At 37.4% G+C, this 22,049-nt stretch carries 19 protein-coding genes; 11 read left to right on the forward strand and 8 right to left on the reverse strand.

What is annotated here, in order from left to right; translation table 11 throughout:
* Positions 1 to 305 precede the first annotated feature (305 nt).
* Complete coding sequence (locus IQ237_RS22570) at positions 306 to 743, forward strand: CAAD domain-containing protein (RefSeq protein ID WP_096572570.1); 438 nt, start codon at positions 306 to 308, stop codon at positions 741 to 743.
* 146 nt (positions 744 to 889) lie between these two features.
* Here IQ237_RS22570 and IQ237_RS22575 read toward each other — a convergent pair whose 3' ends face one another.
* Positions 890 to 2,179 carry a homoserine dehydrogenase gene (locus IQ237_RS22575; RefSeq protein WP_194059247.1) on the reverse strand — a complete coding sequence of 430 codons (1,290 nt, stop codon included), beginning with the start codon at positions 2,177 to 2,179 and terminating at the stop codon, positions 890 to 892.
* 111 nt (positions 2,180 to 2,290) lie between these two features.
* Entirely contained in the window at positions 2,291 to 3,607 is a 1,317-nt protein-coding gene (gene petH, locus IQ237_RS22580) for a ferredoxin--NADP reductase (protein WP_194059221.1), read from the reverse strand.
* A gap of 775 nt (positions 3,608 to 4,382) precedes the next feature.
* On the opposite strand from petH, the gene IQ237_RS22585 reads away from it, so the two are divergent.
* Positions 4,383 to 5,387: a phosphoribulokinase gene (locus IQ237_RS22585; protein ID WP_194059223.1), complete on the forward strand. Its 1,005-nt coding sequence runs from the start codon at positions 4,383 to 4,385 to the stop codon at positions 5,385 to 5,387.
* A 205-nt stretch (positions 5,388 to 5,592) separates the two neighbouring features.
* Complete coding sequence (metK, locus tag IQ237_RS22590; RefSeq protein ID WP_194059225.1) at positions 5,593 to 6,867, forward strand: methionine adenosyltransferase; 1,275 nt, start codon at positions 5,593 to 5,595, stop codon at positions 6,865 to 6,867.
* A gap of 62 nt (positions 6,868 to 6,929) precedes the next feature.
* On the opposite strand, the gene IQ237_RS22595 is transcribed toward metK, so the two are convergent.
* Positions 6,930 to 7,403: a pentapeptide repeat-containing protein gene (locus tag IQ237_RS22595; protein WP_194059226.1), complete on the reverse strand. Its 474-nt coding sequence runs from the start codon at positions 7,401 to 7,403 to the stop codon at positions 6,930 to 6,932.
* A gap of 290 nt (positions 7,404 to 7,693) precedes the next feature.
* Positions 7,694 to 8,554 carry an alpha/beta fold hydrolase gene (locus tag IQ237_RS22600; RefSeq protein WP_194059227.1) on the reverse strand — a complete coding sequence of 287 codons (861 nt, stop codon included), beginning with the start codon at positions 8,552 to 8,554 and terminating at the stop codon, positions 7,694 to 7,696.
* Positions 8,555 to 8,797: 243 nt separating this feature from the next.
* Here IQ237_RS22600 and IQ237_RS22605 point away from each other — a divergent pair, with 243 nt between their 5' ends.
* A complete protein-coding gene (locus IQ237_RS22605) occupies positions 8,798 to 9,217 on the forward strand; it encodes a DUF2358 domain-containing protein (protein ID WP_194059228.1) in 420 nt (139 codons plus the stop codon).
* Between the two features lie 209 nt (positions 9,218 to 9,426).
* Positions 9,427 to 9,870: a hypothetical protein gene (locus IQ237_RS22610; protein ID WP_194059229.1), complete on the forward strand. Its 444-nt coding sequence runs from the start codon at positions 9,427 to 9,429 to the stop codon at positions 9,868 to 9,870.
* Positions 9,871 to 9,984: 114 nt separating this feature from the next.
* Here IQ237_RS22610 and IQ237_RS22615 read toward each other — a convergent pair whose 3' ends face one another.
* The 4 genes from IQ237_RS22615 to uvrA all read right to left on the reverse strand — a co-directional run bounded on the left by IQ237_RS22615 (position 9,985) and on the right by uvrA (position 14,418).
* Positions 9,985 to 10,389, reverse strand: a complete 405-nt coding sequence (locus IQ237_RS22615; RefSeq protein ID WP_194059230.1) for a type II toxin-antitoxin system VapC family toxin — start codon at positions 10,387 to 10,389, stop codon at positions 9,985 to 9,987.
* Positions 10,386 to 10,616, reverse strand: a complete 231-nt coding sequence (locus IQ237_RS22620) for a hypothetical protein (RefSeq protein WP_220609267.1) — start codon at positions 10,614 to 10,616, stop codon at positions 10,386 to 10,388. Before IQ237_RS22620 ends, IQ237_RS22615 begins: the two co-directional genes overlap by 4 nt.
* A 175-nt stretch (positions 10,617 to 10,791) precedes the next feature.
* Entirely contained in the window at positions 10,792 to 11,346 is a 555-nt protein-coding gene (locus IQ237_RS22625; protein ID WP_194059231.1) for a Uma2 family endonuclease, read from the reverse strand.
* Between the two features lie 123 nt (positions 11,347 to 11,469).
* Positions 11,470 to 14,418, reverse strand: a complete 2,949-nt coding sequence (uvrA, locus tag IQ237_RS22630; RefSeq protein WP_194059232.1) for an excinuclease ABC subunit UvrA — start codon at positions 14,416 to 14,418, stop codon at positions 11,470 to 11,472.
* A 777-nt stretch (positions 14,419 to 15,195) separates the two neighbouring features.
* Between uvrA and IQ237_RS22635 the strand changes: the two genes are divergently transcribed.
* The 6 genes from IQ237_RS22635 to IQ237_RS22660 all read left to right on the forward strand — a co-directional run bounded on the left by IQ237_RS22635 (position 15,196) and on the right by IQ237_RS22660 (position 21,942).
* Positions 15,196 to 16,584: a UbiA family prenyltransferase gene (locus IQ237_RS22635; RefSeq protein ID WP_194059234.1), complete on the forward strand. Its 1,389-nt coding sequence runs from the start codon at positions 15,196 to 15,198 to the stop codon at positions 16,582 to 16,584.
* 1,123 nt (positions 16,585 to 17,707) lie between these two features.
* The gene (locus IQ237_RS22640; RefSeq protein WP_194059235.1) at positions 17,708 to 18,634 is read left to right on the forward strand and encodes a carbohydrate ABC transporter permease; all 927 of its coding nucleotides are present in this window, start codon (positions 17,708 to 17,710) and stop codon (positions 18,632 to 18,634) included.
* A 255-nt stretch (positions 18,635 to 18,889) separates the two neighbouring features.
* On the forward strand, positions 18,890 to 19,306 hold the full coding sequence (locus IQ237_RS22645) for a XisH family protein (protein WP_006196088.1): 417 nt from the start codon (positions 18,890 to 18,892) through the stop codon (positions 19,304 to 19,306).
* Positions 19,294 to 19,629 (forward strand): XisI protein, encoded by a 336-nt coding sequence (locus IQ237_RS22650; protein WP_006196086.1) that lies wholly within the window; start codon positions 19,294 to 19,296, stop codon positions 19,627 to 19,629. Before IQ237_RS22645 ends, IQ237_RS22650 begins: the two co-directional genes overlap by 13 nt.
* A gap of 425 nt (positions 19,630 to 20,054) precedes the next feature.
* Positions 20,055 to 20,720 carry a hypothetical protein gene (locus IQ237_RS22655; RefSeq protein WP_194059237.1) on the forward strand — a complete coding sequence of 222 codons (666 nt, stop codon included), beginning with the start codon at positions 20,055 to 20,057 and terminating at the stop codon, positions 20,718 to 20,720.
* 109 nt (positions 20,721 to 20,829) lie between these two features.
* Positions 20,830 to 21,942: a radical SAM protein gene (locus IQ237_RS22660; protein WP_194059239.1), complete on the forward strand. Its 1,113-nt coding sequence runs from the start codon at positions 20,830 to 20,832 to the stop codon at positions 21,940 to 21,942.
* Positions 21,943 to 22,049: the final 107 nt, after the last annotated feature.

Below are 22,049 nucleotides of genomic sequence, written 5' to 3' on the forward strand. Positions count from 1 at the left end.
TGGCTAATTCCCAATAGCAGGCATCTTCAGCACTGATTCTAGCGTATAATCTGAGTATCTTTGCACTTTACCTTCATTTCCTCAAAAGCAGTTGTGGTGAAGGTTAGATAGTTTTCGGAGATGTCTAGTCTATTTGAACAAACCTAAAAATTGTTACATATTAAAATCAAGATGAAAAAGCCAATTGACGAATCTGGCTGAATATAGCTTTAATAGTGAGAAATAGTCCATTGCTTAGTAAACAGTCTTGTGGTCAGAATAGTGAGGATTAAGAAAACTCCACTGTCAAAATTATGGAAGTGAAAATGCAAGAACCAGAATATACAGAAACCAAGTCAAAAGAAACAACAATCCCAGATATCAACACCCAAGCAGGAAGCATCACCAAACTACAGCCTCCTGTACAGTCTCAAGAGCAATGGCTCAAATATGGGCAGCAAGTTTCTGGCTTTTTAGGCACATTACCTGACTATGTAGGTAACTTCTTTAATCAATACAAGCAGCCTATAATTAGCATTGGTTTAGTGATTACAGCAATTGTCACTGTTAAGGTCTTACTGGCTGTACTAGATTCTCTCAATGGTATTCCCTTGGTAGCACCTACCTTTGAATTGATTGGTATTGGTTATTCTGCCTGGTTTGTTTATCGCTATTTACTCAAAGCTTCAACTCGGCAAGAGTTAACCAGTGAAATTACAACCCTCAAATCACAAGTTGTAGGTAAAGACTCTTCAGAATCTTAAGGAGTCAGGAGGCAGAAGGCAGGAGTTTTTTATTTTGGATTTTGGATTTTGGATTTTGGATTTTGGATTGTTTTTGTGATCTCCAATCTAAAATCTAAAATCTAAAATCGAAAATTTTCCTCCCCAGTCCCCAGTCCCCTATCTCCTCAAAGCACTCGTAAAATGCTAGGAATGCTATCTATTGCTTCCAGGGTTTGAATTTCGGCTAAAGCTTGTCTAAAGTCGCCTTCTTTCACATCGTGGGTGACAACGACAATTTCTGCTAGTTCTTCCTGAAAACCGGTTTGGACGACTGACTCTAAACTCACGCCATATTTACCAAAGCAAGTTCCTAATTTACCGATGACTCCGGGATGGTCTTTGCTGAGGAAACGAGTGTAAAATCGGGTAACAAGTTCAGAAATTGGCGCTATTTGACAGTAATGTTGATGTCCACAAGCTAATAAGGGATTTGCTTTGGGGGTATTAGTTTTCAACGTCGCTACCAGATTTAAAATATCTGAACAAACAGCACTAGCAGTAGCACCAGCACCAGCACCAGGTCCAAAAAACATTACCTGGCCAATGGGTTCACCTTCCACCAGAATGGCATTATAAACACCATTGATACTAGCTAAAGGATGAGTTTGGGGTACTAAAGTGGGATGGACTCTCACTGATAGCTGAGAATTATCACCGATTTGGCCTTTGGCGATCGCCAATAATTTAATCACAAATCCCAATTTAGCAGCATAGGTAATATCGGTCTTACTGACTTGGCGAATGCCTTCACAATAGACATCTTGCAAGTTGATGCGATCGCCAAAACCTAAAGATGCCAAAATAGCAATTTTATCAGCCGCATCCAAGCCATCAACATCAGCGGTAGGGTCAGCTTCTGCGTAACCTAAGCGTTGGGCATCAGCTAAAACATCGTTGAAGTCGCTACCTTCTGTTTGCATCCTGGTGAGGATGTAGTTAGTTGTACCGTTAACAATGCCAGTGATAGTATGAATCTTATTAACGCTTAAAGACTGTTTGAGGGGTTGAACCACAGGGATACCACCACCAACAGAAGCTTCTAGCATCACATATACCCCAGAAGCGTTGGCAGCGGTAAATATTTCTGCCCCAAATCGGGAAATAGCAGCTTTGTTAGCTGTGACTACGTGCTTACCATTTTTAATAGCATTGAGGATCAGCGATCGCGCTGGTTCTAATCCTCCCATGACTTCCACAATTATATCTATATCTGGATCATTGACAATTGCTTCTAGATCCGTAGTCACTACCCCCGATGGTAGTTCTACGTCACGGGGTTTATCAAGCGATCGCACTCCTACCCGATGTATTTCTATTTCCTGCAACAGTGGGTGACGACCTTCCAAGTCCTGCAACAGTTGTACAGTCCCCGTTCCCACAGTACCTAATCCTAAAATTCCTAGTTTAACACCCACAGATTTTGCACCCAAACGATACATACAAAACAATTGTAGGCAGGGCATCACCCTACCTACAAAATTAAAGCTGAGAATTTGGAATTAAATTACTATTGAGCATTGACCACATTAGTAGGTTTCCACGTGCCAGCGGCCTTCTTTTTTCATGCCTTTCTGATAATCACTCCAGTTCACACCTTCCTTAGCAGCAGCAGCGGACAAAGCTGCATCAATACCATCTTCCATACCACGTAAACCGCAGATGTAAGTATGGGTTTTTTCATTTTTAATCAACTGCCACAGTTCATCAGCGTTTTCTGCTACACGGTCTTGGATGTACATTCTGCCACCCTGGGGGTTTTGTTGTTCCCGACTGATAGCATAGGTCAAACGGAAGTTATCAGGATATTTAGCCTGCATCTCTTCCAATTCTTCCTGATAGAGAATGTTTGCAGTTTTGGGTACACCAAACAGCAACCAAGCAAATCCATTGAATTGATATTCTGGGTTGGCTGCTCTTTCTGCATCTTTAAACATCCGCCACAGATATGCACGCATAGGAGCAATACCTGTACCTGTAGCTAACATGATTACATTAGTATCAGTGTCTTCAGGTAATAGCATTTCCTTACCCACAGGACCAGTGATTTTTACTTCATCACCGGTTTTAATCTGAGTTAAATAGGTAGAGCAAACACCATAAACTGTTTCGCCACTTGCTGGATCTTTATATTCCAATTGACGAACACACAATGATACAGTCTTGTCGTCTACATCATCACCATGCCGAGTGGAAGCAATAGAATAAAGCCTGAGCTTTTCGGGCTTGCCTTTTTTGTCTATACCAGGGGGAATAATACCAATACTTTGACCTTCTACGTAGTTTAAGTTACTACCTGTCAAGTCAAACTTGATATGCTGAACAATACCAATTCCGCCTTCTTTTACTAACGGCTCATTAGAGATTACCTTACCGATAAAAGGAGCATTAGGACGATAAGTGTTCACAGGAACATCAGCGTGTTTGGCTTTCGCTTGAGTCATCGTGTTACCTTTTTTATCCTTAGATGGTTTAGCGAAACCTTTGGCTTCGCTACTGGTACTCACGGGTGCGTCTTTACCAATCTCCTCATTGTTAGCATTTACAGGTGTCACTGGCTCGCTGACTTCGCTGTTAGCACTGTCTACGGCTCCTTGACCATTAACTGGCTGTAGCACCGATATAGGCTGAATGCTGACAATTTTACCGCCTAGACGAGTGATCCTTCGCATTTCTTGATTCATGCGGTTGTAAGGTACTCTGATGAATACACTGCCACTTTTACGAATAGGGTAGTTCGTTTGATCAGATTCTTGATTCTGACGCAGACCCACCACTTCGTATACGAAGACGCGGCTACCTGATTCTATGTTGGCAGCACCCTCAACAGCACCTTGATTGTACATTCGTTCTACCACTCCAATATTTACTTAACCGTTTATCAAAAAATTCCCATCATATTGTCAGCTTTAAGTTTACCGGATTTTCGTTGCATAAAAGCATAAAACTGACAATGTGAGAAAACAGCATCATAAAAATGATGCCCTGCTAAGTACACTCGGCAAAGACTGTATAGGTATGGTATCCAACACACCTGTTCATCTTCTAAGGTAGATGATAAGTCTTTGACAGAATGTTAATAGTAAATCAATTTAAACTTTTTTTTACTAATTACATACTTATTGCTTCTCCCAATAACATATAATAGTCATTATTTACGCTATAAAACGAAATAATTTATTTAAATTTATTATTTTTCTGATTATACATACCCTTTGATAGTTTTCAACAGGCAAATATGTGAGAATTCAGGAGTCGGAAGCCAGGAGATAGGAAAAAGATCAATATTGCCTGTTTGCTGTTGCCGATTGTCAACTAAAATATGGTTGAATAAGACTGTTACACCATTCAATTGTTTTTAACAGCAACGCCTGTTACAAAATACATCTTTCTGTTAAAATCTAGTATACCACTAGGATTAAATACTTACCAGCCCAGAACTCAGGATAGTAGAAATCAGTAGTTAACAGGACTATGTTGATCACTACCCAGATATGCTGTATTTATGCTGGATAAAAAGAACGCAGGGTTTTACCCTTAGAGTAAAACCTCTAACTTCAAAAATCTGTTGTGTGAAAAAAATATTGATTTGGTCATCTTTTTAGTATTTAGAGGAGATTTATGACAAGTAAGCCGGAACGCGTGGTATTGATTGGAGTAGCCGGAGACTCTGGGTGCGGTAAGTCTACGTTTTTGCGTCGATTGATCGACTTATTTGGTGAAGAATTAATGACAGTTATCTGCTTGGATGACTATCATTGCCTTGATCGTAAACAACGTAAAGAAACTGGTATCACTGCACTCGATCCCAGGGCAAACAATTTTGACCTCATGTATGAGCAAATTAAAGCTCTAAAAGAAGGTAATGCCGTTGATAAGCCGATTTACAACCACGAAACCGGCATGATTGATCCTCCAGAACGGATTAAGCCAAACCACATTATAGTAGTTGAGGGGCTGCATCCTTTATATGATGAACGGGTGAGAGCCTTACTAGATTTCAGTGTTTACTTTGACATCAGTGATGAAGTCAAAATTGCCTGGAAGATTCAACGAGATATGGCTGAACGTGGCCACCGCTATGAAGATGTTTTAGCCCAAATCAATTCTCGTAAACCTGACTTTGAAAAATTCATTGAACCACAAAGAGAATTTGCGGATGTGGTTTTACAGGTATTACCCACAAACTTGATCAAAAACGACACCGAGCGCAAAGTATTGCGGGTACGGATGTTACAAAAAGAAGGCAAGGAAGGGTTTGATCCAGCATACTTGTTTGATGAAGGTTCAACCATTCAGTGGACTCCTTGTGGACGCAAACTGACTTGTTCTTACCCTGGTATGCAGATGTACTACGGATCTGATGTGTACTACGGTCGTTATGTATCTGTTTTAGAAGTAGATGGTCAGTTTGACAACCTGGACGAAGTAATTTACATCGAAAACCATCTAAGCAACACATCTACCAAATACACAGGTGAGATGACTCACTTATTACTGCAACACCGTGAATATCCAGGTTCTAATAATGGAACTGGTTTGTTCCAAGTGTTGACAGGTTTAAAAATGCGTGCTGTTTATGAACAATTGACAGCTAATGAAGCAAAGTTAGCAGTTCAAGTCTAAAACCAGCAATGTTGTTAAACACAAAAGGGGTTGCATCTGTGGGTGTAACCCTTTTTTGTTGTGGAGAAAGTAAATTTTTTCCCTGTTCCCTGTTCCCTGTTCCCTGTTCTCTGTGTCAATATGGTTATGATTTGAGAAATGAGTAGCTGAAACTAAAATAACCAAATTTAGTCAGTGAATAAAATTATTCCAGGAGGATTTTCCTTTGTCTCGACGCTATTTATTTACCTCCGAGTCTGTAACTGAAGGTCATCCAGATAAAATCTGTGATCAAATCTCTGATACTATTCTGGATGCTTTGTTGACACAAGATCCCAGTAGCCGAGTGGCGGCTGAAGTAGTTGTTAATACTGGATTAGTATTAATTACTGGAGAGATTACCACCAAAGCCAATGTCAATTTTGTCAATCTGGCTCGTAAAAAAATCGCGGAAATTGGTTATACTGATGCAGTTAACGGCTTTTCTGCCAATAGTGCCAGTGTACTCGTAGCTTTGGATGAGCAGTCACCGGATATTGCCCAAGGTGTAAATACTGCCCACGAAACCCGTAGTGCTGATAGTGAAGAACTATTTGATAAAATTGGTGCTGGTGATCAAGGTATCATGTTCGGTTTTGCTTGTAACGAAACACCAGAATTGATGCCTTTACCCATTAGTTTAGCTCATCGCATTGCCCGAAGATTGGCAGCAGTGCGGAAAACTGGAGATTTGCCATACTTGCGACCTGATGGTAAAACCCAAGTTACCGTGGTTTATGAAGATGGTAAACCTGTAGGTATTGATACAATCTTAATTTCCACCCAGCATACACCTAATATTGGGGATATTACGGATGATGCGGCGGTGCAAGCTAAGATTAAAGAAGACCTGTGGACATCTGTTGTCATGCCTGTGTTTGGCGATATTGCAGTTAAACCAACTGAGGATACACGGTTTTTAGTCAATCCCACTGGTAAATTTGTGATTGGTGGACCTCAAGGAGATTCTGGACTGACAGGACGGAAAATCATTGTTGATACCTACGGTGGTTATTCCCGACATGGTGGTGGTGCTTTCTCTGGTAAAGACCCCACAAAGGTAGACCGTTCTGCGGCTTATGCGGCTCGCTATGCGGCGAAAAATATTGTGGCTGCGGGTTTAGCTGAAAAATGTGAAGTCCAGTTAAGTTATGCTATTGGTGTAGCCAGACCTGTAAGTATTTTTGTGGATACCTTTAGCACTGGTAAGGTTGATGATGAAATCTTACTGCAATTAGTCAAAGATAACTTTGAACTGCGTCCAGCAGGAATTATCCACACTTTCAATTTACGCAACTTACCTAGTGAAAGAGGCGGACGTTTTTATCAGGACGTTGCAGCTTATGGTCACTTGGGACGTTCTGATTTAGATTTACCTTGGGAACGGACTGATAAGGTAGAGGTTTTGAAGCAAGCGGCGAATAAGTATCTTTCTGAAGCGATCGCACCTGCATTAACTTAGAACGATCAAACCCAGATACCCACTTTCTTTAAGAAAGCGGGTATCCTATTTGCATCTATTACTTAATTACCCTTAACAACGTCATCCCAATCAGGAATTTCTGCATTTTCTCCACCTACACCAATGGCAGTATTATATATCTCTGCATCAGTAATAGTGAGATTATTCATTGATGCTTGATAGACGTTGGAATCATTAATAATCGCATTGGTGAGATTTGCATTATTAAGATTCGCTTGTTTTAAATTCACATTAGTGACAAAAGCAGATGTTAAATTTGCACCTGTTAAATTTGCCCCTGTTAAGTCTGCACCTTCCAGGTTAGCTTCTGTTAAATTTGCTCCCCGGAGGTTTGCTCCTCGTAAGTCTGCTCCAATTAAATGAGCGCCTTTGAGGTTAACTCCTGAGAGTTGACATTTAGGACATTCCCCAGTTGATAAAAGTTGTTGTAGGTCTTGGGTATTTCCTGCTTGTACTGAGTTAGCAAAAAACAGGGGAGCGGCTAAGGCTATAGCGGCTAATAGCTGGCGTTTCATAATATTCCCCCTTCCTGTTAGATAATAGTACCCGTTCATTTTCCTCACAATCCTATTATCTCATGAAATGGTTCAAGAATGTTGATTTATCTCACAAGCTAGATGTGATGTTTCACCAGGTAGTTAGTAATGCTCTAACTGTTACTGGGGTTAGGTTTGAGTTATGTCTAAATGCTGATTAAATGTGAATTCTGTTTGTTAAGTTTATTGTTAAATATTCTTAAGTTGCATTACATAACACAGTTTTATTGCGGTGACAAATGAGTATTTTTTCTTAGTAAATAGCTCTTTCACAGCAGAAATTCGCGCATATACTCTGTGACTAATTCTGGCTGTTCTTGTTGTACCCAATGACCAGAATTAGGAATATATTTGATTTGTAAGTTTCTGACGTATTCTTGTGTACCATAAGTAAGTTCTTTACCTAGTGCGGTGTCATGTTCTCCCCAAATCATCAGGGTAGGAACTTCCAAAATACTCCAATGTTTGTGGAGGATACCCTGTTGAAAAATGTTGCGATAATAGTTCAACATGGCTGTCATTGCACCTCGTTTTGCGGCAGCATCTTTATAGGCTTCAATGTCTGCTTGGGTGAAGGCGTTTTTATTAAAAGCTGTACCTTGAATAGCTTTACCTATAGCTTCGTAGTCTGAAGCTTGCAGGATTAGTTCAGGAATTAACGGCAGTTGAAATAATAAAATATAATAACTGCGTAATAATTGTTGGGGTGTGCTTAAACCTTGTGCAAATTTGGCGGGATGGGGGAGGTTGAGTATAATTAATTTTTCTACCATATCAGGGTGAGTGTATGCAAAATTCCAAGCGATCGCACCACCCCAATCATGAGCGACTAAAATACAACTTTCATATCCTAAACCTTTGATTACTCCTTCTATGTCTTTAACCAATTCATCCATCACATAAGCAGACTGCGCTTGAGGTTTATCACTATCGTTATAACCACGCAAATCAACAGCAACAACGTGGTAATCTTGAGAAAATGGGGGTATTTGATGCCGCCACGAGTACCAAAATTCTGGAAAACCATGCAACATTAACATTAACGGTCCGTCCCCTTGGGTGACATAATGTAATTTGATGCCATTGGTGGTGATATAAGCGTGTGTCCAGGAATTTTCGATGATAGACATAACATTTGATAGATTCAAAACTTCTGTAATTTTCATTAAGAGCAATTATACAAAGTATTTTTCATGAGAACATCTATAAAAAGTTAGGTTGTCAATGAGTAGAGTAGAAATACGAGGTGTCTGGTGAACGAAAACTGATAGTCAGGTTCTCAAGTCAAGAAAAAACATTGCGGAAGCGATGGAATTTTGAGGGGTAAAGATTGGAAAAACGGTTGAGAAGGATTTTAAGGTATAATATCAGTGATGAAATTAGAAACAAAACAGATAATTGAAGTTCTGAAGCAAGATTTACCGACTTTATTTGAGCAGGATATTTCTTATGATATTTATTCTGAGGATATCTGGTTTCGTGACCCGGTGAATAAATTTAAGGGTAAGTTTAATTATCGGATTATTTTTTGGACGTTGCGTTTTCACGGACAGTTATTTTTTACGGAACTTGCTTTTGATTTACATGATGTTTCTCAAACTGATGAAAGTACGATTTTAGCTACTTGGACGGTGCGGGGTGTGTTGCGGGTTCCCTGGAAAGCGCGGTTATTTTTTAATGGTTATTCGACTTATAAGTTAAATGATCAGGGTTTGATTTTTGAACATATTGATACTTGGGATCGGGGACCGGGGGAGATTTTGCGGCAGTTTTTTAAGCGGGGGGTTTATTGAAATAAGAAGGATTTTATTTGTCTGATAGCGAAGCGTGGCGTAAGCCATATCAGGATGTCCAGGATTTAAGGATTGACAGGATTATTTTGACGCTTGATTAATTAAAATTAAATACTGTTAACTTTGACTACTTTTATTTAAAGCCTATTGACAGGTATTTATAAGTAAAATACGATTTCTGTATGTAAAGTGTTTTCACTTATAAATTTATGAACCAGTCTAATAATAGCGAACTTGCCAAGTCAGGGGATATCAACGCGATTAATAATCTTGTTAATCAGTGGTTGCACTCACCTAGTATTACTGTCAAAACAACTCTTAAACAGGACTGTCTCCAGATAATGCTGGAATCAGCAAAAGTTCCAGAAAAAGAGTCAATCATTCCTTGTATTCGTGATAACTTGCTGAATTTATCTATTGACTCTGTGAAAAAAGTAAAAATATATGCACGAGAAACAGGAGAAGATTTTCCCGATTGGCAGGAAGAATTAGAATTAAATTATACATCAATAGTGCAGCAAACAGAAAGTCAGTTATCTACAGAACAACCATCTTTTTTTAATTCCTTTTTTGGTGCGATCGCTGACTTGGTGACTGAATATGATAATTTCTCTTTCTTCCTTTGCGTCTTTGCGTCTTTGCGTGAGAATTAAAGATTGAGGAAACGAACCACGAAGACACGAAGGACACGAAGGAAGAGAGGAAGAGAGGAAGAATTTTTGTTGATGTTTACATCCTGTAAATTCTTAAATCCAGGATATTAGGAATTAGAAATTTTCCCAGTCTTCTAATTTTAATTCGGGAATGCGTGAAAATTCTCTGGTGTTGTGGGTGACTAATGTTAAGTTGTTAGTTAGGGCGATCGCCGCAATTTGTAAATCATAACTTCCTATGGGTGTTCCCTGGTTTTTGAGTTGAGATCGAATATATCCACATATAGCAGCAGCTTTACCATCAAAAGGTAAACTGACAAAATCTGCAAAAAATTTTTGTAGAGTTGCTAGGTTTTCTTCTGTCCGAGAACTATTATATGTTCCATAATAAAGCTCGAATTTTACAATATCACAAATAACTACTTCTTCTGGAGATAAAGAAGTAATACGCTGATAGATTGAGTTATTGCGACGGTTAATATAGCCAATACAAGTATTGGTATCTAACAGATAAATCATAACAATGGTTCTCTTTCAGATTGTTCTTCTTGGGGCGCTCTTTCTAATGCTTCTCCTTCCCACGCTCCAAATGTACTCAGAAATTCTGAAGACCATTGACGTTTTTGCGGTTTTTGAACTTGTTGATAAACTATAATTACTTCTACATCAGCATCTTTGATTTCTGGTAAGGGTATGTGTAAAATTCCATCATTACCAATGTGAGATTCTAGTTTTATGGTTTGCATTATTAATCTTTCTCCTTTAATCTTTCGATATTATAACCTCTCTTTCTCCTCTTTGCGTCTACCCTGCGGGATCTCCTAACGGAGATTGCGTCTTTGCGTGAGAATTGAAGATTGAGGAAATAAACCACGAAGACACGAAGGACACGAAGGAAGAGAGGAAAAGAGGGTTTTTAATTTATTCAAATACAAGTGGCCAAATTTCAGAGATGTTTATTTCCCAACCGGGAAATAATTCGGGTATGGTTAATTTATCATCTCCTGTGAAGGTTTCAATTTCTCCGTTGGGACGATATACGCTTACGGTTCTTTCATCAGGATTAATTAATATGCCGATTTTTGCACCTTGTTCTAAAAAGAGTTTAACTTTATCTTCTAATTTTCCGATTCTATCAGTTTTTGATTTAATTTCTACTACCAAATCAGGAACTAGGTTTCCAAAGTCTCTAACTGTGCGTTTTAATCTGGAAGCAACAACGAAGGAAACATCAGGTGCGCGGAGGTCGGTGTTAGGCATGATGAAACCACCGCTTGAGTCAAATATTCTCCCTAAGTTACGGGGTTTAATCCAGTTACCTAATAATCTGATCAATTCTGCACCTATTTCACTTGATTCAATATCTGATGGTCCCATAACTAAGAGGTTTCCTTCTTGCAGTTCTATTTGATAGTCTTCTTGTTCTTTGGATAGGTTTTGTTGTAGTATTTCTACGTCTTTTATTGTTAACTGCATAAACTTTTCTCCTTTACTATATTGATAATTATATTCTTTCTTTGCGTCTTTGCGTCTTTGCGTGAGAATTGAAGATTTAAGAAACGAACCGCAAAGAACGCAAAGGACACGAAGGAAGAGAGGTTAAAGAGGGTTTTGGGGTGGGTATTGTTTTAATACTTGTTGCAGATATTTTCCTGTGTGGGAATGGGGGTTTTCTGCTATTTGTTCTGGTGTTCCTGCTGCTATTATTTCTCCTCCTTTGTCTCCTCCTTCTGGTCCTAAGTCTATTACCCAATCTGCACAACGAATAACGTCTAAGTTATGTTCTATTACTAAAATTGAGTTTCCTTTGTCTACTAATCTTTGGAGAACGTCTAATAATTTATGAACGTCGTAAAAAGACAACCCGGTTGTTGGTTCGTCTATTAAATATAATGTTTTTCCGGTTGCACGTCGAGATAATTCTGTTGCTAATTTCACCCGTTGCGCTTCTCCTCCTGATAATGTGGTGGCTGGTTGTCCTAGTTGTACATATCCTAATCCTACGTCTACTAATGTTTGTAATCTGGTGACTGCTTTGGGAATGTTTTCACAAAATGCTAATGCTTCTTCAACAGTCATGTTTAAAACGTCGGAAATTGATTTTTCTTTGTATTTAACTTGTAGGGTTTCGCGGTTATATCTTGCTCCTTTACAAACTTCGCATTGTACATAAACGTCTGGTAAAAAGTTCATTTCTATGACGTTTACTCCTTGTCCACTACACGCTTCACATCTGCCACCTTTGACGTTGAAGGAAAATTGTCCTGCTTTATATCCTCTGGTTTTAGCTTCGATGGTTTGGGAAAATACATCTCTAATGACATCAAAAACTCCTGTGTAGGTTGCAGGGTTTGATCTGGGTGTTCTGCCTATGGGTGATTGATCTATAACTATGGCTTTATCTACACAGTTTAATCCTTTTATTTCTTCGATTTCTTTGGGAAGTGGTACTCTTTTTAAAAGATGATGTTGTAATGCTGGATATAGTAATTCGTTGATTAATGTTGATTTTCCTGAACCAGAAACTCCAGTCACAGCAACCAGTTTTCCTAAGGGAATTTCTACATCTATGTTTTTTAAGTTGTTACGATGGGCGTTTTTTATTCTTAAACTTCTACCGTTTCCTTCTCTTCTTGTTCCAGGGGTATGAATTACTCTTTTTCCTGATAGGTAAGCACCTGTTAATGATGCTTCTGCATTTAATAAGTCTTCTATATTTCCCTGTGCAATAATATTTCCCCCATGAATACCAGCACCGGGTCCAATATCAACTATATGATCTGCTTCCCGAATAGTTTCTTCATCATGTTCAACAACTATTAATGTATTTCCTAAATCTCGTAATTTGGTTAAAGTTTTCAACAATCTTCCGTTATCTCTTTGATGCAAACCGATACTTGGTTCGTCTAAAACATAAAGAACTCCTGTTAAACCAGAACCGATTTGTGTAGCTAATCTAATTCTTTGTGCTTCTCCTCCTGATAATGTCATTGCCGGACGATCTAAGGTTAAATAATCTAAACCTACATCTAATAAAAATTGTAATCTAGCTTTAACTTCCCGTAAAACTAAATCAGCAATTTGCATTTGTCGGGGACTTAATTGCAAATTTTCTACCCTCTCCCGACATTCCCGAATTGACACACTCGTTAAATCTAAAATTCCATATTGTCCTAACTTCACAGCTAAAGCTTCTGGCTTTAACCGCTTCCCTCCACAAACTTCACAAGGTTGATCTATTAAATATTCTTCTAATTTCTGCTTAACTAATTCTGTTCCTCCCTCATATTGCCGTTGCAAAATGGGAATTACACCTTTAAAACTCTGCTTTCTCTGTGTCTCTGTGGTTCTTTTCTCTTCCCCAAATAAAACTATTTGTTGCTGTTCTCTGGTTAAATTCTTCCATTGAGTTTGTAACTCAAATCCATAATCTAACCCTAAAGTATATAATAACTCTAAATAATAGGAATTTTCCTTTTCTGACCAAGGTGCGATCGCTGCATAAATCGGTGATTCGGGATTAGGTATCAACAATTCTTCAGAAAACCTTCTTAAAGTGCCAATTCCATGACAATGAGAACAAGCACCATAAGGAGAATTAAAAGAAAACAAACGCGGTGATAATTCTTCCATTACCGCACCATGTTCTGGACAAGCAAAGTTTTCTGAAAATACCATTTCTGAAGGTAATTCTTGTTCAGAAATACCTTGACTTTCCTCCCCATTTCCTATATACTTACTATGTTGTCGCTCCTGCGCTACTTTATCTAATGTATCATTTAATACCTCAATTACAGCAATTCCGTGAGATTGCTTGAGGCAGGTGGTGAGAGAATCAACTAAACGTTCTTGTATACCGTCTTTTTTAACAAGCCTGTCAATAACCAGTTCTATATTATGTGTAATATTTTTATCCAATTCAATGGAATCTGAGAGTTCTAACACCTCTCCATTGACCCTGATCCGAACAAAACCTTGAGCGGCTAAACTAGAAATGAGTTTGCGGTGAGTACCCTTTTTCCCCCTGACGACTGGTGCAAGAATTTGGAAGCGGGTGCGGTCAGGAAGTGCAAGGATGCGATCGCACATTTCGTCAATGGTTTGGGGGGAAATAGAGCGATCGCAATGGGGACAATGGGGTTCACCAGCACGGCCATAAAGCAACCGCAGATAATCATAAATTTCCGTGACTGTTCCCACTGTAGAACGGGGGTTGTGGGAAGTTGATTTTTGGTCAATGGAAATAGCAGGACTTAAACCCTCGATAGATTCCACATCGGGTTTATCCAACTGACCCAAAAATTGCCGAGCATAAGCACTCAGAGATTCCACATAACGCCGTTGACCTTCTGCAAAAATGGTATCAAAGGCCAAAGAAGACTTACCCGAACCAGAAACACCAGTAAACACAATTAACTGATCGCGGGGTAATTCCAAATCAATATTTTTGAGATTATGCTGCCTAGCGCCCCGAATGCGAATAGTATTTTGGTTGTTTTGGGGATAGGGAAGGCGATCGCTCAAATTTGTTGCTAGGTGTTCTAACATATTGACAGAGGGAAGGTTACACAGTGAAACAGTCCTTAATAATAACGTAATTTTCTGATCTTTGAGATGTTACCTCGTTTCTGCCTTTGTGTCCTTTGCATCCTTTTGCCTTGCCATAACGACAATTTTTAACGCCGACATATTTAGGGGTTGCTGAATAAACCAAAAAGCGTCATAAATCAAAGGTTTGAGGCTCATAAAAAAGACAGTAGGTGCTTTCTTTATAGCGTCTTGAGTCTGAAAAACCTTGCACTTTTCTGGGCGGACAGAAATGAAAAAATGTTGGCATTTGCCTGAGATAAAATAGTGTCAGGCATATTTCTTCTTCAATTTTTAATTTTGGTTTACGTCCAGCACCTGCTGCATTAACACGTCGTTTATTTTTTTCTACCAGGGCTTTTTGCTCCTAATGAGTTAACTTTGCTTGCTCCATCAATGAAATAAATTGATCATAGCTGATTCCCAGTATACCCCTAGCGCGTTTTGGGTACATATGTATATAATTGGTAATATTTCTCATCTTCGGTAGAACCACGGTATATTTTCCATTTACCGTTCTACCATTTTTTCATTATATATTTCGGACAGGTCTAATTCTAATCTAAAATCTAAAATCTAAAATTATTCTGACTCCTGACTCAAGAGGGCAACCACAGGGGGTTGCCCCTACGACTGACTTCTAAAATATTAACAATATTGTCCTAGTATTTTTGCAGAAACTTTTGGAAAGTATATCTGCCACGTTGTTTAAATATCTGAAAACCTACATACTTACCCATGTCTCCTATTGCTCAAGGTATTCCCGGATTACCAGATTTAACACATCCTGATGAATTAATCAAGTTTGGTACCCAACTACTTCAAGGTTCACTATTGTTTGTGTTTTTAATTGTAGCTTTGGGAGTGGCGATCGCTCTCATCAGTTTTTCTCTGAGACCCAACACCAGCGAACAAGCTGTTTTCTTTGGGGAATGGTCTATTCGTTATTCCCAACTTCTCAAAGGACTACAACATTTAGCCTTAATTTTAATTTTAGTAGTTACGGGATTTTTCCTTACTTCTACTTTAAGCAACCGTTACCATCACTGGGAACAAGCAAAAGTAGCACAAGTAGCGGAAAGTGTCGCAGGTGATAAATTAGAACAAATTGCGCCCCAAGTACGTTACATTATCGAAGAACCTTATAGCTATACTACTCAAGTTAACGGCAAAATAGTCAAGGTGACAGATAAACAAAAAGTTACTCGCTATTTAAATTTAGCAGGTTCAAATATTAAAGTTAAAATTGACCAAAGTGTGAACGTGCAAAATCGCAGTGCCATTTATAATACAGATTACACTGCTGATTATAAAATTGTCAATTCACTAAGTGATGTTAATAGTTTTTTCTTTGAAGCACCACCACCATTAGGCTACTCCTTACTTTCTAGTTATAAAGTAGAAAGAGATGGAACAAGATTAAAACAAATAAACCCTGGTGATTATGGTTTTCCCTTTCGCTTAGAACCAGGACAAGAAACCACAATTAAAGTTAGCTATCAAGCGCAAGGTGGACCACGTTGGGTTTATAATGCCACAAATCAATTACTTTCTCAATTTCGCCTCACAACAATTGCTAATTTTAGAAATTCTGACTTTGCTAGTGGTATAGTTCCTCATGAAATTAAAAATGATGGTGACAGTACCCAATTTACTTGGATATTTGATGAAAATGTTTCTGTAAGAAATCCCTTTGGTGTATTTACTGCCACCAAACCAATAGGAAAAACTGGGATTATGCCCCGGTTATTACTGTTAGCACCAGCATTATTTTTGTGGTGGATATTGCTTTTATATTTGTCCCTACCCATGAGTTTAAAAAATGTGGCGATCGCTGCGGGTATTTTCTTTGCTTGCTTATTAACTTTAACCTATCTGGCACGAGTAATTAATGCAGAAATAGCTTGGTTGATTATATCCTTGATTTTACTCGGTTTCATCTATGGTTTAGGTGCAAATCGTCACGCTGCTTTAGCCGCCATTATTTGTACTATTGCTGGAGCAATTTTACCTGTATTTGCATTATTAGTTCCCTTTAGTGGTTTAACCTTGAGTTTAGCAGGTTTGTTATCAGTCGGGTGGTTAGCAATACATCATTGGTATGAACAATTGATAATTGATAATTGATAATTGTCAATTGTCATCGGATCTCTATATATTTTTGGCATTAGGGATAACATATTTATTATCTAATACTGACGTTTGATATTTATGGCATTTTGGCAGATATTTGCAGTGTTGCATTGCTATCCTAGATGCGCGAATGTCTTTGTGCGATAATTCCGACTTGCAGAATCCCTCGGTGTATAACCGGGGGTCTTTTTTTGGTATCAGTTTCCACCACTATCGAAAATTGACCATAAAACTCTTGTGGGGTGGGTATCTTGACCGCCAATAGTTTACCTCATTACACCGGAAAGTGCTGTATAATCATCCTACTTCATTAGACTTAGAAAGCATAAATTAAAACCCTTTCCTTGCGATAGAGTGCATAGATTTGTGAGCAAGATAAATTGATATCAAGACTAGTCCACATTCCAATGTCTTTGATTCTATCCTCTGGTGACTAACCTTCGCTGGAGGTGATTTTTTGTCAGGTGTTATTGATTTTGGATTTTGGATTTTGGATTGTTTTTGTCAACTTCAATCTAAAATCTAAAATCTAAGTAAGTCAGCAGGAAAAAACCAAGGTATGTAACAAAATGTAAAATGGCTAAAAACCTCTTCCCTCCTGCCTTATGTCTCCTTCTTCCTGCCTTGCCATAACGACAATTTTTAATGCCTACCTACTTAAAATCTAAAATCTAAAATCTAAAATCTAAAATCTAAAATCTAAAATCTAAAATCTAAAATCTAAAATTTTCCTCCCTATTCCCTTCTTGACAACTATGAAAAAGCGCCAGAGAAAGCGGATTAAAATCTGGCGCATAAATTCCATCAGTTGTGTACGTGTTATAAACAAAGTGTAGATAACAGTAACAAAACCCAAGTTTCTTGATCTTTAAGCAACTTTTTGTTAGTTACGTTATCAGTACCACTAAAATTTTGCTACCAAAAAAACAACAGTTTTTCTAACAGTTTCAGTGGCACACCAGTTTGTATTAGAATCATAGTCTATTTACTCAATCTTGATAATTAACTTATTACTTCTTAATATCAGCTATCAGCTATCAGCTATCAGTTGACAGTTAGCCGTTTTCAATGTTCACTGTTAACAGTTGACTGTAAACTGTTCCCTGATTAGTAGATGATGAATAAATTAACACCTAAAAACTGGATAATTATTCAACAGAGATTGACACCTTATCTATTTTTATTACCAGCTTTAGTTTTATTAGGCTTAACTGTTTTTTGGCCTGCGCTGCAAGCATTTTACCTCAGCTTTACCAGCTATCAAGATATTGGGGAAACGCCTAAATTTATCGGTTTTGACAACTTTCTGCGTTTATGGAAAGATGTTGTTTTTTGGAAAACCTTAGAAAACACCTTCCTCTATTTGGTTGGAGTTGTGCCAATTTTGGTAATTGCTCCCTTAATTTTAGCGATTTTGGTAAATCAAAAACTGCGGGGTATGAATTGGTTTAGGACTGCATATTATACACCTGTAGTCATTTCAATGGTTGTTGCAGGTATAGCTTGGAAATGGTTGTATGCAGAAAACGGTTTATTAAATCAATTCTTGAAAACTTTAGGTATATTTCCTGAAGGAATTCCTTGGTTAACAAGTCCAGAGAAAATATTAGGAATTGTCCCCATTTCATTAGCTAGTGTAATGGCTGTGACTATTTGGAAAGGGTTAGGATATTACATGGTAATTTATTTAGCAGGTTTGCAATCTATTCCTGCGGATATTTATGAAGCAGCAGCAATTGATGGCTCAGATGGTATTCGCAAACATTTAGATATTACCATTCCTTTAATGCAGCCTTATTTAGCGTTAGTAGCGGTAATTTCAGCGATTTCTGCCACTAAAGTCTTTGAAGAAGTTTATATTATGACAGGAGGCGGCCCCCTGAACAGTTCTAAAACAATTGTTTACTATTTATATGAACAGGCATTTAGTAATTTAGAATTTACCTATGCTTGTACAATTGGCTTGGTGTTATTTTTAATCATCTTAGGATTATCAGTTTTGCGATTAGCAATTAATCAGCAAGATGATAATTTGGGTGTGTAATTAGGGTTTGCTGAAAATTTTCAGCACCCCCTAATTATTTCGGCACAGACCAAGAACGAACTTGACCTAAAGTTACTGGAATTCTGTCACTAACATCAATAGTAAACAGAAAAACTCTCTTCGCTCTACAGGTGCAGCGCAACTTGTGCCTTGTTGTTTGATAGGTTCTTCTGTTCCCGGTTGTGCGCCTAAGATTGGGAATATTTAATATTGATGTTATAATTGTGGGTGAAAAGTCTAATTTTTAGAAAGTTAATGCCAGCTAAAGATATTTTTCATGATGCTGTTAGGATAGGGTTAGAAAAAGAAGGTTGGGTGATTACAGATGATCCTTTAAGGATAGAAGTTGGTGATGTAGAAATGTATATTGATCTCGGTGCGGAGCAAGTTTTAGCTGCTGAAAGAGAAGGAGAAAAAATAGCGGTAGAAATTAAGAGTTTTATTGGTACATCTAATATCTCTCAATTTCATCAAGCCATTGGACAATTTTTTAATTATCATTTGGCATTAGAAGAACAGCAACCAGAACGAGTTTTATATTTAGCTGTTCCTTCAGGAATTTATTACTCTTTCTTTCAATTGCAGTTTATTAAAACAGTTGTTGAGCGTTCCCAACTTAAAATCATGATTTATGATCCAGTTCAGGAGGTAATTGTAGCATGGAAAAACTAGAACAATATCGCAATTATGTCAAACAAGTGATCACAGAATATGCTCAATTAGGTTCAGCTAAGGATGAAATTGAACAACAATTGATTTTTGATACTTTTGGTGATCATTATCAATTGATGTATGTGGGTTGGAAAAATAGAAAACGGCAGCATGGTTGTGTTTTGCATTTAGATATTAAAGATCAGAAAATTTGGATACAACATGATGGAACTGAGATTGGTATAGCAGATGAGTTAGTTAAATTAGGAGTGCCAAAATCAGATATTGTTTTAGCATTTCATGAACCTTTAGTGAGACAATATACAGGTTTTGCTGTTGGTTGATTTTCACGCTTTTGATGTCATATTAAGAATTTTCTTTGTCTGAATCAGGATATCCAGGATTTAAGGATTTACAGGATGTTATTTAAATTGTGTCGGTTGGGTTGACGGATGTTACCCAACATTTTGGTGATTTTGTGATTTAATTTTGTTGGGTTGCGCTTTCTTTGTACCCAACCTACATAATTTATTAGTATTAACACGGTTAAGCTAACCGCTTTTTTGCTAAATTAATGACAGTTTTGGGATATGAGATAGGAACTTTTTCAAATTGCTCTAGTCATAAGTGCTATGGGAGTCCTACTTGAATCTTGCTCAATATACTGAGACTCAATCCTTGATTATATGCGGTTTACGGTTTACAGCTTGTTCAAAAATCAAATAGGAGTCCTATATGTATTTTATTCTAACAAGTGAGAATATCACCTATGCCTACTCCAGAGAATCATCCTCAGAAAAAAGATTATCATATAAACAGACAAAAAGTAGCACAAACTGTCCTGATCTTAACTGCTTTTATCCCATTAACAACTCAAAGTGGTTTAGGAACTCAGTTATTAAGCAGCTTAGATAAATACTTAATTCCAGTAGCGGAAGCAAGTCCCACTCAAATAGCGCAAAAACCCCTGAAATTGCGACAAATTCAGCAATTGCCAAAAGTCCAATATGATTTGGTTGTTGTTAAAGACGAAAAATTGGTTAATCAATTAGGTGCGGCAACAATTTTGATTAATAGTAAAGAGATATTTGTTGTTGATGACAGTGGTAAAAAAACAATTGCACCAGATGGTCAATACAAACTTTCTAACAATTTAATTATTGAGGTTGCTCAAGGCAAAGTAATCAATCAGGCTATATTTGATTTAGGGAATAAAAATCCTGCTGCTAATGGTTCATGGGATCAGTCTTCATGGACTGATCAAGGAGGTTGGAAAGATTGGTCAAGAGGTAGTGCAATAGATTCTAAATTGAGTAATGTGGCACGTACTTTACCTAATTCAGTAGTGCGTAACACATTACAAAATATTATTCAACAAGAAGTAAAACTTCAAAAAATTCAAGGCATCCCAAGAAGCAGACCCATCGAACGATAAAAATATAACCAGCATTGGCTGAAGAATAATGTAGAGATGTTCCGTGTAATATCTCTACAAAGATTATCTAAATCAGGCTATATATTAGGAATACAAGGAATTTAAAACAATGAACCTGATCATGAAATTGAGTAAATTATGTAATTTAAGATGTACATATTGCTATGAATATGATGAATTAGCAAATAAAGAGAGAATGTCTTTAGATGGGATAGAGTTTTTTTTCAAAAATATGGCAGATTATATGATTAAAGAAGAAAAAAACTTCTCATTAACTCTTATTTTTCATGGAGGTGAAGCCCTTTTATTACCCCATAATTACCTTAGATCAATTTGTGAACTCAAAGATAAATATTTGACAAAAAATGGGATTAATACGAGAACTACTGTTCAGAGTAATTTATTCAAAATATCCTCTAAAACTTTAGATTTATTAGAAGAACTAGAGATTCAGTTAGGATTTTCCTTAGATGTCTTTGGAGAACAGCGTCTTGATATTGCTGGTAAAGTTTCTCAAGATCAAGTTTTAGATAATTTACAGATTTTATTAGATCGTCAAATTCCCGTTGGTGGAATTTCTGTTATGCACGCGCTCAATGTAGATAAAGCATTACAAACTTACCAGTTTTATAATGAATTAGGAATAGATTATCGAATTTTACCTATTCATAGCAGCCGGGAAATTCTTCCTGAGCGGATGAGTAATTTATTATTAAGTCATCAGCAAACTATTAATGCTTTAAAAATGATTGCTAAAGCTCAATTTAGTGAAATCTCTCATATTACTGTCCAGCCACTTAATGAGTATTTTCAAGCAGCCGTGAGATATATAATAAATTCTACAATTGACATTTATAATCCCTATATTCATGATTGGGCTTGGATTGTCAATACTAATGGTGATGTTTATACTCATGGTGATGCTTATTTAGCGGAGGGTTTAATGGGTAATATTTTTCAACAAACTGTAAGTGAAATTTTTCAATCTCAGGATTTTGTAAATGTGACTAATCACCGGATGAAAAGGGGGGAACTTTGTCGTCGTTGTCAATATGATCGAAAATGCAATCAAATTGCAATTACAGAAGCGATTCCTAGTGAGCGCGTTTACGATTCATGTGGTATTTTGCAATGTGCAATTGCTAAACCGATGATTGAATTTATGATAGATGAAATTAGAAATTCACCTGATAGTCAATCAATCTTTGAAGTGTATAAATGACCTATTTTGCTAGGATAAATTTATTAATTGTGGACTGTATCAATGTAAAACCTAGATAAATCAAGGTATCGGGGATGATTCAAATTAAAATGCTTGCACTTTCTTGA

The sequence above is a fragment of the Sphaerospermopsis sp. LEGE 08334 genome, assembly GCF_015207205.1.
In the GTDB taxonomy this organism is placed as follows: Bacteria; Cyanobacteriota; Cyanobacteriia; order Cyanobacteriales; family Nostocaceae; genus Sphaerospermopsis.

Coding starts and splice junctions, on each gene's coding strand:
- IQ237_RS22660 (WP_194059239.1), top strand. CDS start 20,830: ATGAACCTGATCATGAAATTGAGTAAATTATGTAATTTAAGATGTACA.
- IQ237_RS22620 (WP_220609267.1), bottom strand. CDS start 10,616: ATGCAAACCATAAAACTAGAATCTCACATTGGTAATGATGGAATTTTA.
- IQ237_RS22635 (WP_194059234.1), top strand. CDS start 15,196: ATGTCTCCTATTGCTCAAGGTATTCCCGGATTACCAGATTTAACACAT.
- IQ237_RS22650 (WP_006196086.1), top strand. CDS start 19,294: ATGGAAAAACTAGAACAATATCGCAATTATGTCAAACAAGTGATCACA.
- IQ237_RS22645 (WP_006196088.1), top strand. CDS start 18,890: ATGCCAGCTAAAGATATTTTTCATGATGCTGTTAGGATAGGGTTAGAA.
- IQ237_RS22595 (WP_194059226.1), bottom strand. CDS start 7,403: ATGAAACGCCAGCTATTAGCCGCTATAGCCTTAGCCGCTCCCCTGTTT.
- uvrA (WP_194059232.1), bottom strand. CDS start 14,418: ATGTTAGAACACCTAGCAACAAATTTGAGCGATCGCCTTCCCTATCCC.
- IQ237_RS22585 (WP_194059223.1), top strand. CDS start 4,383: ATGACAAGTAAGCCGGAACGCGTGGTATTGATTGGAGTAGCCGGAGAC.
- IQ237_RS22625 (WP_194059231.1), bottom strand. CDS start 11,346: ATGCAGTTAACAATAAAAGACGTAGAAATACTACAACAAAACCTATCC.
- IQ237_RS22570 (WP_096572570.1), top strand. CDS start 306: ATGCAAGAACCAGAATATACAGAAACCAAGTCAAAAGAAACAACAATC.
- IQ237_RS22640 (WP_194059235.1), top strand. CDS start 17,708: ATGAATAAATTAACACCTAAAAACTGGATAATTATTCAACAGAGATTG.
- IQ237_RS22605 (WP_194059228.1), top strand. CDS start 8,798: ATGAAATTAGAAACAAAACAGATAATTGAAGTTCTGAAGCAAGATTTA.
- IQ237_RS22655 (WP_194059237.1), top strand. CDS start 20,055: ATGCCTACTCCAGAGAATCATCCTCAGAAAAAAGATTATCATATAAAC.
- IQ237_RS22615 (WP_194059230.1), bottom strand. CDS start 10,389: ATGATTTATCTGTTAGATACCAATACTTGTATTGGCTATATTAACCGT.
- IQ237_RS22600 (WP_194059227.1), bottom strand. CDS start 8,554: ATGTCTATCATCGAAAATTCCTGGACACACGCTTATATCACCACCAAT.
- petH (WP_194059221.1), bottom strand. CDS start 3,607: ATGTACAATCAAGGTGCTGTTGAGGGTGCTGCCAACATAGAATCAGGT.
- IQ237_RS22610 (WP_194059229.1), top strand. CDS start 9,427: ATGAACCAGTCTAATAATAGCGAACTTGCCAAGTCAGGGGATATCAAC.